The sequence below is a fragment of the Micromonospora sp. SD12 genome, from assembly GCF_052068495.1.
GTDB lineage: Bacteria > Actinomycetota > Actinomycetes > Mycobacteriales > Micromonosporaceae > Micromonospora > Micromonospora echinofusca.
In genome coordinates this window covers 179,504-189,817 of the sequence record NZ_JBQHDF010000009.1, presented here as the reverse complement: position 1 = coordinate 189,817, position 10,314 = coordinate 179,504, and the positions used below count along the sequence as shown (strand labels likewise).

Sequence of the window (10,314 nt, the reverse complement as noted above, 5' to 3'; positions counted from 1 at the left end):
GCGCCGAACGGGTGCGCCTCGGCGGCATCGTGCTCGCCGTCGCCGTGCTGCACGTCGCCGGCTGGAGCCTCTACCTGTACTGGAACGACCAGCCCGCCGCGGCCGGCGGCCTTGCCGGGGCCGGCACGCTGGCGTACCTGCTCGGGGTGCGGCACGCCTTCGACGCCGACCACATCGCGGCGATCGACGACACCACCCGGCTGATGCTGCTGCGCGGGCGGCGCCCGGTCGGCGTCGGCTTCTTCTTCGCGCTCGGGCACAGCGCGGTGGTGCTGCTGCTGGCCCTGGTCGTCGGCCTCGCCTCGGCCAATCTCGCCGGGCCGGGGCTGGCCGAGGCGCGCGAGGTGGGCGCCACGGTGGCGATCCTCACCGCCACCGTCTTCCTCGCCCTGGTCGCGGCCCTGAACGCGGCGGTGCTGGCCGGCCTGGCCCGGCTCTGGCGGCGGCTGCGCCACGGCGACCTGGACGAGCGGGAGCTGGACATGCACCTGCTCAACCGGGGGCTGGTGCAGCGGGTCCTCGGCTCCCGGGCCCGGGCGCTGGTGCGCTCCTCCTGGCACATGGCGCCCGTCGGGTTCCTCTTCGGCCTGGGCCTGGAGACCGCCAGTGAGGTGACCCTGCTCGCCCTGTCGGCGAGCACGGCCGCCGCCGGCGGCCTGCCGGTGCTCGCCCTGCTCACCCTGCCGCTGCTCTTCGCCGCCGGGATGTCGGCCATGGACACCGCCGACAGCCTGCTGATGAGCCGCGCCTACTCGTGGGCGTACCGGCAGCCGGCCCGCCGGCTCTACTACAACCTGGCGACCACCGCCGTCACGGTGCTCGTCGGCGCCCTCGTCGCCAGCGTCTACGCCGCCGGCCTGCTGGTCGACCATCTCGGCGTGTCGGTGCTGTCCGGGTACGCGGGCATCGCCGGGCACTTCGAGCAGCTCGGGTACGCCGTCGTGGCCCTGTTCGTGCTCGCCTGGGCCGGGGCCGTGGCGCTGTGGAAGCTGCGCCGCTACGACGAGCGCTACGGCGTGGCCGCGACGGAGGTGCGGGCGTGAGCCGGGTCGTGCACCCCATCGAGCGGGAGTCGTACCGCATCCTGCGCTCCCGGGTCGACCTGGCGCACCTGCCGCCGCTGACCCGGGCCGTCACCGAGCGGGTGGTGCACGCCAGCGCCGACCTCGACTACGTCGCCGACCTGGTCTGCGACGAGGCGGCCCTGGCCGGCGGGCTGGCCGCCCTGCGCGCCGGCGCGCCGGTGGTCACCGACGTGGCGATGGTCGCCGCGGGCATCACCGGCCGGGAGACGGTCTGCCCGGTCGCCGAGCCCGCCGCCGCCGAGCTGGCCCGCGCGGCCGGCATCACCCGGTCGGCGGCGGCGGTGCGGATCGCCCTGGAGCGGGTCGGCCCGGGCGCGGTGTGGGTGGTCGGCTGCGCGCCGACCGCACTGGAGGAACTGATCACCCTGGACGCCCGACCGGCGCTGGTCGTCGGGCTGCCGGTCGGCTTCGTCGGCGCCGCCGAGTCGAAGGCGGCCCTGCGGGCCAGCGGCCTGCCCGGGGTGTCCAACCGGGGCGAGAAGGGCGGCTCGGCGGTCGCCGCCGCCGCCCTCAACGCCCTGCTGTACGTGGAGGAGGAGCAGTGAGCGCTCTGGTCATCGTCGGGCACGGCACGCGCAGCGCGGCCGGGGTCGAGCAGTTCATCGCGTTCGTCGAGCGGGTACGCCGCCGCGCCGCCGGCACCCTCGGCGACGTCGAGGGCGGCTTCATCGAGCTGTCCCGCCCGCCGCTCACCGACGCGGTCGGCGCGCTCGTCGAGCGGGGGCACCGCTCGCTGGTGGCGCTGCCGCTGGTGCTGACCGCCGCCGGGCACGGCAAGGGCGACATCCCCGCCGCGCTGGCCCGCGAGCGGGAGCGCCATCCCGGCCTCAGCTACGTCTACGGCCGGCCGCTGGGCCCGCACCCGCTGCTGCACACCGCGCTGGAGCAGCGCGTCGACGCCGCGCTGGCCGGCGCCGACCGGGCCGGCACCTGGGTGGCGCTGATCGGGCGCGGCTCGACCGACCCGGACGCCAACGCCGAGGTCGCCAAGGTGGCCCGGCTGCTCTGGGAGGGGCGCGGCTACGCCGGCGTCGAGCCGGGCTTCGTCTCGCTGGCCGAGCCGTCGGTGCCGGCGGTGCTGGAGCGGCTGCGCCGGCTCGGCGCCCGGCGGATCGTCGTCGCGCCGTACTTCCTCTTCGCCGGGGTGCTGCCGGACCGGATCGTCGCCCAGTCGGCCGCGTTCGCCGCCGCCCACCCCGACCTGGACGTGCGGGTGGCCGACCTGATCGGCGACTGCGACGCCCTCGCCGACCTGGTCCTCGAACGGCACGCCGAGGCGCGTCGCGGGGACATCCGGATGAACTGCGACACCTGCGCGTACCGGGTGCTGATGCCGGGCTTCGCCGACAAGGTCGGCCGGCCGCAGACCCCGCACGACCACCCCGACGACCCGGTCGGCGGCCACCACCACGACCACGACCACGGACACGGCGGTCATGCGCACGGGCACGGCGGCCACGGGCACGGCGGGCACGAGCATGGCGGTCACGGGCACGGCGGGCACGAGCATCGGCACGGGCCGGGGGAGCACCACGAGCACGGTCCGCGCCCCGGCCAGGTCGCCGTCGTCGGCGGCGGTCCCGGGCCGGACGATCTGATCACCGTACGGGGCCGGGCGCTGCTGGAGGCGGCGGACGTGGTGGTGGTAGACCGGCTCGCCCCGCGTGGGCTGCTCGCCGGGCTGCGCCCGGGTGTCGAGGTGGTCGACGCGGCGAAGGTGCCCCGGGGGCCGTCGATGGGGCAGGACGCGATCAACGCCACCCTCGTCGCGCACGCCCGCGCCGGGCGGCGGGTGGTCCGGCTCAAGGGCGGCGACCCGTACGTCTTCGGGCGCGGCCACGAGGAGGTGCAGGCCTGCGTGGCGGCCGGGGTGGACGTGACGGTGGTTCCCGGAGTGACCAGCGCGGTCGCCGCGGCGGCCCTGGCCGGGGTGCCGGTCACCCACCGGGGCGTGGCGCACGACGTCACCGTCGTCTCCGGGCACCTGCCGCCCGGGCACCCCGACTCGCTGGTCGACTGGGCGGCGCTCGGGCGGGCCCGGGGCACCCTGGTCCTGCTGATGGCCGTGGACACCGTCGACAAGATCGCCGCGGTGCTGGTCGAGCACGGCCGGGCCCCGGACACCCCGGTCCTCGCGGTGCAGGACGCGGGGCATCCCGACCAGCGCGCCGTGACCGCCCGGCTGGACGAGATCGGCGCGGTGGCCGTCCGGGAGCGGATCGCCCCGCCGGCCGTCTTCGTCCTCGGCCCGGTGGTCGACGTGCGCCTCCCGGCCGCGCCGCCGGACCCGGACCGCTGACCCGCCCGGATCGGCCCGCCACCGGACGCCGGCGGTGGGGCGGCCGCCGGTCCGTCTGGGGTGCCGCCGTGGCTGGCGGCTCAGCCGGTGGCGGCCCGGGCCAGGGCGAAGCCGACGGCGGCGGCGGTGAGGCCGGCGGCCACGCTGGCGAGCACGTTGACCAGCGCGAGGAACCGCCGGCCCCGGCGCGCCAGCCGCAGCGTCTCGTACCCGAAGGTGGAGTAGGTGCTCAGCGCGCCGCAGAAACCGGTGCCCAGCAGCGCGCCGGCGGTCGGACCGACGGGAAGCCCGGCCAGGAGGCCGAGCAGGAGCGATCCGGCCACGTTGACCGTCAGCGTGCCCCACGGGAAGACGCCGCCGAGCCGGGCCTGGACGGTCCGGTCGGTGAGGTAGCGCAGGGGCGCGCCGACGGCCGCGCCGAGGGCGATCAGCAGGACGGTCACCGCCCGGCCCCCGGTCCCGGCCGGCGGTGGCGGGCGGCGTCGAGCAGCCGGCCGGTCACGGCGTCGCCGAGCCAGACGGCGACCAGCGCGCCGAGCAGGGTCGCCGCCAGGTAGCCGAGGGCCACCTGCGGTGCGCCGGCGCCGACGGCGAGCCGGATGTCCACCGCGTACGTGGCGAAGGTGGTGTAGCCGCCGAGCACCCCCACCCCGAGGAACGGGCGCAGCAGCGGTCGGCCACCACCGGAGCGCTCGAGCGCCGCCATCAGGACGCCGATCAGCAGGCACCCGGTCAGGTTGACGGCGAAGGTTGCCCACGCGAAGCCCGCCGGGGCGTGTGGGACGGCGTGCTGGAGGCCGGCCCTGGCCAGGGCGCCGAGCGCGCCGCCGGCCGCGACGGAGCCGAGCACCGCGCCGGGGCGGGCGGCCAGCTCGCCCCGGTCGGCGGGTACGCGCAGGTCGACGTCGGGGTCGACCCGCGGATCCGGTCCGGTCACCTCGTCCTCCCCACCGGTGCCTCGGCGGGGACCCGGTGCGCGCCCGTCAGCCTAGCGCCCGGCGGGGCGTCCGGCGGCGTCAGCGCACGCCGGCGACGGCGGCGTCGGGCCCGCCCCGCCACACCGTGCCCACCTCGGCGAAGCCGGCGGCGCTCAGCGCGGACAGGTGCCAGGAGACCGGCGGGGTCCACTCCGGGCTGTGCCCGCTCGGGTAGATGTCGCGCCGCTGCGCGACGAGCGGCCGCAGCGCCGGGTCGGCCTCCGCCCGGTCCCACCACTCCGACCAGGACAGCGCGGCGCCGGCGGCGTACCGGGCCGCCCGCCGGTCCCGGGCCCGGTCGAGCAGGCGCTTGGTGAGCTGCGGCAGCGCGTCGTCGGGCATGTGGTCGGCGTTGACCAGGATGCCGCCGGGCCGCAGCAGGTCGCGCAGTTCGGCGTAGAGCCGTTCGAGCCGTTCGGCCGGCAGCCAGTGCAGCGCGGTGGCGGTGAGGACGGCGTCGTAGTCGCGGTGGGGGAGCGCGGCGTGCCAGTCGGGACGGCCCAGGTCGGCGGTGACGACGGTGACCCGGTCCCCGAGCGAGGCACGGGCGAGGGCGAGCAGCGCCGGGTCGAGGTCCACCAGGGTCACCTGGGCGTGGGGGAAGCGGCGCAGCGCCCGCTCGGAGATGGTGCCGGTGCCGCCGGCCAGGTCGAGCAGCCGCGGCCGGTCGTCGTCGCGGACCGCGTCGACGGCGTCGAGCATCGCCGTGAACCGGTGCTCCCGGTCCGGCAGGTAGGCCTCCTGCTGGCGGTCCCAGCTCTCCTGCCAGGCCGCCGCATCCGTGATGTAAGGACTCATGTGGGTCAGGCTAGTTACGGAGCCGACGCGCGTCCAGCCCTTGTTGCCAAGAATTTGCAACAAGCTGCGCCCGGTGGTCCGCACGTCCGTGACCGGTGCGCCCCGCGACGGCCCGGGGCTGGCGTACGGTACGGGGTCGGCGGTCGCGGGGACCGCCTGTGGACGGGGGTGCGGCGGGCCGATGGGCGGATCGTCGAGCAGCGGCGGGACGGCTGAGGTGGCCGGGCGCAACGCCGCGTACGACATGTTCGCCGCCGACGTCGCCTCCCGCGGCCTCGGCATCGAGTTGGTGGACGCCGCCGCCGGCGCGGCGGTGGCCCGCATGCGGGTGACCGGCGCGATGGTCAACGGCCACGCCATCGCCCACGGCGGCTTCCTGTTCCTGCTCGCCGACACCGCCTTCGCGCTCGCCTGCAACAGCCACGGGCCGGCCACCGTCGCCGCCGGCGGCGAGATCACCTTCGTGCGTCCCGCCCGCGAGGGTGACCTGCTCACGGCCCACGCCACCGAGCGCACCCGCTACGGCCGCAGCGGCATCTACGACGTCACCGTCACCCGCGACGACGGCGAGGTGGTGGCCGAGTTCCGGGGCCGCAGCCGCACCCTGCCCCCGACCGCGCGCTGAACCCTCGCCGCCGGCCGGGCCGCACCGCGTGTCCCCACGACGGGCCGCACCGCGTGCCCCCACGACGGGCCGCGCCGCCGCTAGCATCGGCGCCGTGCGAGTGCTGGTGGTGTCCGCGCCGTTGATCGGGCACGTCGCCCCGCTGCTGCCGCTGGCCGCCGCGCTGCGCGACGCCGGGCACGAGGTGCTCGTCGCCACCGCCGCCGACGGCCTGCGGGCGGTGCGGCCCGGCCTGGCGTCGCGCGACGTCGCGCCGGGGTTCGACTTCGGCCGGATCGCCCGCCGCGTGCTGCTGCGCCACCCGCTGATCGCCCGGGCCGAGCTGGCCGGCACCGCCGGCACCCGGGGCGCCGGGCTGCTCTTCGGCGCGGTCAACGACCAGCTCGCCGACGCGGTGGTCGCCCTCGCCGGGCAGTGGCGGCCCGATCTGGTGGTCCACGAGCCGTTCGCGGTGGCCGGGGCCCTCGCCGCCGCGACGCTCGACGTGCCCGCCGTACGCCAGGAGAACGCCCTCTTCGACGGCCGCGAGCTGGCCCGGGCCACCCTCGCGCGGCTGGGCCCGGCCCTGCGCCGACACGGCCTCGCCGAGCTGCCGCCCCCGGCCGCCGCGATCGCCGTCGCCCCGCCCAGCGTGCTGCGTCAGCACGGCTGGCCGATGCGCTACGCCACCGAAGCGGGCGGCGAGCTGCCCGACTGGCTGCGCGAGCCGGGCGAGCGGCCACGCGTGCTGGTCAGCCGCAGCACCCTCGCCGGCCCCGGCAGCGCCGGGCCGATGCCGGCCGTCGTCGCCGTCGCCGACCGGGTCGACGCCGAGTTCGTGCTGGTCCGCCCGGACGCGCGGCTGGCCCGCCGGAGACTGCCCGGCAACGTGCGTACGGTCGACTGGATCCCGATCCCCGCGGCCCTGCCGGCGAGCGCGGCGCTGGTGCACCACGGCGGCGCGGGCAGCGTCCTCAGCGCGCTGATCGCCGGGGTGCCGCAGCTGGCCACCGTCGGGGCGGGCGACCGGCGGCACAACGCCGAGCTGGTGGCCGCGCGCGGCGCCGGCATCGCGGCCCGGGCCCGCGACATCACCGCCGACACCCTGGCCCGGCTCGTCACCGACACCGGGCTGCGCGACGCGGCGCGGCAGGTCGGCGCCGAGATCGCCGCCATGCCGGGTCCCGACGAGCTGGTGCGGTGCCTGGAGTCGCTGCGCTGACCCGGCGCCGCCGCCACCCCCGTCACCGCCGTCATCCCGCCACCCCGCCACGCCAGCCGGCCGGGCGTCAGCGGAGGCGGGCCAGGTCCTCGGGGGTGAGCCGGATCGCCCCGGCCGCCACGTTCTGCGCCAGGTGCGCGGGGTCGCCGGTGCCGGGGATGGCCAGCACGTGCGGCCCCTGGTGCAGCGTCCAGGCCAGGCGGATCTGCTGCGGGGTCGCGCCGTGCGCGCGCGCCACCGCCCGGAGGGCCTCGTCGTGGTCGTCGCCGGTGCCCGCCTCCCGCCTGGCGCCCGCGATCGCGAAGAACGGCACGAAGGCGACGCCCCGCTCGCCGCAGACCCGCAGCAGCTCGTCGGCCCACCGGTTCACGTCGAGGGCGTACGCGTTCTGCACGCACACCACCGGCGCGATGTCGCGTGCCTCGTCCAGGTGGTCCACCCGCACGTTGGACAGTCCGAGATGCCGGATCAGGCCGGCGTCGCGCAGCTCGGCGAGGGCGGCGAGGCGCTCCGCCACCGAGTCCCGCCCGGGCTTGCGGACGATCCGCAGGTTCACCACGTCCAGGTGGTCCCGGCCGAGCCGGCGCAGGTTCTCCTCCACCTCCCGGCGCAGCTCGGACGGGGTCAGTTCGCGGTGCCGGCTCGCCTCGTCGAAGGACGGCCCCACCTTGGTGGTGATGACCAGGTCGTCCGGGTACGGCGCGAGGGCCTCGCGGATCAGTTCGGTGGCGTAGCGGGGCGAGCCGGTGCCGACGCCGAGCGGTCCGCCCGGCGAGACGTAGAAGGCGGCGGTGTCGATGTGGTTGACGCCCAGCTCGACGGCCCGGCGCAGGACGCGCACGGCGCGCGCCCGGTCCGGGTGGACGGTGAGCCGCATGGAACCGAACCCCATCCGGCGCACGGTCCGGTCCCCGAGCGTCCAGGTGCCGGCGGCGGAGGCGGTGACTTCTTTGACAGGCATCGGGCGAACCTAGCCAGCCGGCGTGCCCCGCGCACTCGGCCGGGCGCCCGATACCGCCCGGTTCCGGCCCCTGTTAGCTTGGATCGTGGGGGAGGTGCGCCCGTCCGGCGCGTGCCCGCTCACGCCGCGATCGGCGTACCGCGCGGCAGGATCCAGCTGCGCCGTCGCCAGCGACCCTGTCGCCGCGCCGAGCCGCCTGGCCGGGCGGCGGCCGCGACGCCCCGACCATCCGCCGCACCGTCCGGCGGGGCCGCGCGACCCGGGACGACGACCCGGTCGGGGTCGGACGACAGGCTGCGACCCCGGATCGGGGTCCAACCGCGCAGCCGCACCACCCGCTCCGCCCCGCCGCGCTGCCCGGTAGCGGCCACCACCGGCGCGGGCGCGGGACGCCCCGCCGGACCGGGCGGCCGGCCGGTGGGGTCGGCGACGACCGCGGGCACCGGCGGTGCGCCCGCCTCCGCCGACCGTCCGGCCCGGCGGGCGAACGCGGCCCGCGCCGCCCTCGGCAGCCGGGCGTACGCGACCTCGCGGACCACCGCGTCGGCGACGGCGTACCGGCCGTCCGGGCGGGTGACCAGCAGACCCGCCGAGACCAGGGCGCGCAGCACCGGGGCGGCCCGCCCGGGCGCCCAGTCGAGCAGGCGCGCCACCGTCGCGGCGGGAAGCCCCGCGCCGACCGTCGCGGCGGCCATCAGCACGGCCCGGCGCGCCCCGTCGAGGCGGTCCAGCCGGGCGTCGACCTCCCGGCGTACCTCCTCCGGCACGGACTGCGCCGCGCCGAGCGACGCGACGTACGCGGCGGCCCGCCCCGGATTGCCCCCGACCAGCGGCAGCAGCCGGGCCACCGCCGTGGTCGGCCGCCCGGCCCGCTGGAGCAGGTGGCGCAGCAGCCGTCCGGTCTCCACCGGGCGCAACGGCGGCACCGTCAACCGGTGCCACCGGTCCCGGGGCTCGGGCAGGACGTCCGCCCACTCCGGACGGTGCAGCGTCACCACCGCCAGCGGCAGCGACCGCGCGCTGGCCGCCGCGAAGAGCCGGCGCAGGAAGTGGCTCAGCGCCACCGCGGCCCGGTCGAGGTCGTCCACCGCCACCAGCACCGGCTGCCGGGCGGCGAGCCCCAGGAGCACCTCCCGGGCCACCTCGGCGCCCCGGACCGCCGCGCGGGACTCGTCCGGCGCGGCCAGCAGCGCCTCCAGCGCGGACACCGCCCCGGTCAGGCCGGTGGGCGGCACCAGGTCGGTGAGGGCGGCGGTGAGCCGGCGCCGGACCGTCGCCGGCGCGTCGTCGTCGCGCAGGTCGGCGAGCCCGCGCACCAGGTCCGCGACGGGCGCCAGGGGCTGCGGGTACGGGGGGCAGTGCGCGACGCACCACCGCACCGGCGCCCCGTCCACGGTCGGTACCGCCCGGGTCAGCTCGTGCAGCAGCCGGCTGCGTCCGCTGCCGGCCGGACCGGCCAGCGACAGCCAGCGCGGGCTGCGGTCCCGCACGGCCCGGACGATGAGGTCCCGGGCGGCGGCCAGCTCGCGCCGCCGCCCGACCAGGGGTCCCTCGTGCCGGGCCGGGGCCGGCCGGATCGCGCCGGTGGCGTGCCACACGTCGACCGGCAGCGCCTTGCCGGCCAGGGCCACCGGCGGCACCCGGCGCTGCGCGACGAGGCCCACGGTGGCGCGGTGGGTGGCCGCGCAGAGCGCCACCCCGCCCGGCGGGGCGTACTCCTGCAACCGGGCGGCGGTGGTGATCACCGCGCCGCTGGCCACGCCGTGCCAGCCGTCGCGCGCGGCGGCGAGGTCCACCAGCGCCTCGCCGGTGGCCACCCCGGCCCGGACCCGCAGGCGCGGCGCCCCGGGCGGCGGCCGCCGGTCGAGGGCGCCCTGGATCTCCAGTGCCGCCCGCACGGCCCGGTACGCGTCGAAGCCGTCGGAGCGGCGGGCCCCGAACAGGGCCAGCACCGCGTCGCCGACGTACTTCTCGACCACCCCCTGCCAGCGGCGCAGCACCCCGCCGACGGTGTGGAAGTACGCCCGTTGCAGGGCCCGCACGTCCTCCGGGTCGAGCCGGTCGACGAGCGTGGTCGACCCGACGATGTCGACGAACAGCACGGTGACCAGGCGTCTCTCCTCCGGCACCGGCCAGCCTGCCGAGGTGACCCGCTGCGGACCAGCGACGATGGTGGGTATGGGCATCGCACCCGCCTTTCCCCGCGGTGGCTGACGACGCCTCGGACACTGTCACCGATCGGCCGGTGGGGGATCTGCCGAACGACGTATGTCGACCGTGCGCAACCTTCGGTCGTAAAGTCGACGCGAGGAGTACCACAGGCGCGAAAGACCCGTAGAACGGTGCGGGGACCTGTGACTAGGCTGCG

10 protein-coding genes are annotated in these 10,314 nt (G+C 77.9%); 5 read left to right on the top strand and 5 right to left on the bottom strand.

Annotated features, from left to right (window positions below; genetic code table 11):
* Positions 1-11: 11 nt before the first annotated feature.
* The 3 genes from ACTMS2_RS19445 to cobA are packed head-to-tail and all read left to right on the top strand — an operon-like array spanning position 12 to position 3,384.
* On the top strand, positions 12-1,043 hold the full coding sequence (locus ACTMS2_RS19445) for a HoxN/HupN/NixA family nickel/cobalt transporter (RefSeq protein ID WP_441176692.1): 1,032 nt from the start codon (positions 12-14) through the stop codon (positions 1,041-1,043).
* Positions 1,040-1,630 (top strand): precorrin-8X methylmutase, encoded by a 591-nt coding sequence (locus ACTMS2_RS19440; protein WP_441176656.1) that lies wholly within the window; start codon positions 1,040-1,042, stop codon positions 1,628-1,630. Before ACTMS2_RS19445 ends, ACTMS2_RS19440 begins: the two co-directional genes overlap by 4 nt.
* On the top strand, positions 1,627-3,384 hold the full coding sequence (cobA, locus tag ACTMS2_RS19435) for a uroporphyrinogen-III C-methyltransferase (protein ID WP_441176655.1): 1,758 nt from the start codon (positions 1,627-1,629) through the stop codon (positions 3,382-3,384). The genes ACTMS2_RS19440 and cobA overlap by 4 nt, the downstream gene beginning before the upstream one ends.
* An 80-nt stretch (positions 3,385-3,464) precedes the next feature.
* Here cobA and crcB read toward each other — a convergent pair whose 3' ends face one another.
* The 3 genes from crcB to ACTMS2_RS19420 form a co-directional block, all read right to left on the bottom strand.
* Positions 3,465-3,827, bottom strand: coding sequence for a fluoride efflux transporter CrcB (crcB, locus tag ACTMS2_RS19430; protein WP_441176654.1), 363 nt, complete (start codon positions 3,825-3,827; stop codon positions 3,465-3,467).
* Positions 3,824-4,321 (bottom strand): fluoride efflux transporter FluC, encoded by a 498-nt coding sequence (locus tag ACTMS2_RS19425; protein WP_441176653.1) that lies wholly within the window; start codon positions 4,319-4,321, stop codon positions 3,824-3,826. The genes crcB and ACTMS2_RS19425 overlap by 4 nt, the downstream gene beginning before the upstream one ends.
* A 79-nt stretch (positions 4,322-4,400) precedes the next feature.
* The gene (locus ACTMS2_RS19420; protein ID WP_441176652.1) at positions 4,401-5,159 is read right to left on the bottom strand and encodes a class I SAM-dependent methyltransferase; all 759 of its coding nucleotides are present in this window, start codon (positions 5,157-5,159) and stop codon (positions 4,401-4,403) included.
* Between the two features lie 181 nt (positions 5,160-5,340).
* Between ACTMS2_RS19420 and paaI the strand changes: the two genes are divergently transcribed.
* Together paaI and ACTMS2_RS19410 are read left to right on the top strand one after the other, a co-directional pair.
* Entirely contained in the window at positions 5,341-5,784 is a 444-nt protein-coding gene (gene paaI, locus ACTMS2_RS19415; RefSeq protein WP_441176651.1) for a hydroxyphenylacetyl-CoA thioesterase PaaI, read from the top strand.
* 94 nt (positions 5,785-5,878) lie between these two features.
* Complete coding sequence (locus ACTMS2_RS19410; protein WP_441176650.1) at positions 5,879-6,985, top strand: nucleotide disphospho-sugar-binding domain-containing protein; 1,107 nt, start codon at positions 5,879-5,881, stop codon at positions 6,983-6,985.
* 67 nt (positions 6,986-7,052) lie between these two features.
* On the opposite strand, the gene ACTMS2_RS19405 is transcribed toward ACTMS2_RS19410, so the two are convergent.
* Positions 7,053-7,946, bottom strand: coding sequence for an aldo/keto reductase (locus tag ACTMS2_RS19405; RefSeq protein WP_441176649.1), 894 nt, complete (start codon positions 7,944-7,946; stop codon positions 7,053-7,055).
* Between the two features lie 119 nt (positions 7,947-8,065).
* On the bottom strand, positions 8,066-10,132 hold the full coding sequence (locus ACTMS2_RS19400) for an AAA family ATPase (protein WP_441176648.1): 2,067 nt from the start codon (positions 10,130-10,132) through the stop codon (positions 8,066-8,068).
* Between the last annotated feature and the right edge of the window lie 182 nt (positions 10,133-10,314).

What these genes read in the sequence shown, in the direction of transcription:
- ACTMS2_RS19420 (WP_441176652.1), bottom strand. Translation starts at nt 5,159, where the DNA reads ATGAGTCCTTACATCACGGATGCGGCGGCCTGGCAGGAGAGCTGGGAC.
- paaI (WP_441176651.1), top strand. Translation starts at nt 5,341, where the DNA reads ATGGGCGGATCGTCGAGCAGCGGCGGGACGGCTGAGGTGGCCGGGCGC.
- ACTMS2_RS19405 (WP_441176649.1), bottom strand. Translation starts at nt 7,946, where the DNA reads ATGCCTGTCAAAGAAGTCACCGCCTCCGCCGCCGGCACCTGGACGCTC.
- ACTMS2_RS19400 (WP_441176648.1), bottom strand. Translation starts at nt 10,132, where the DNA reads ATGCCCATACCCACCATCGTCGCTGGTCCGCAGCGGGTCACCTCGGCA.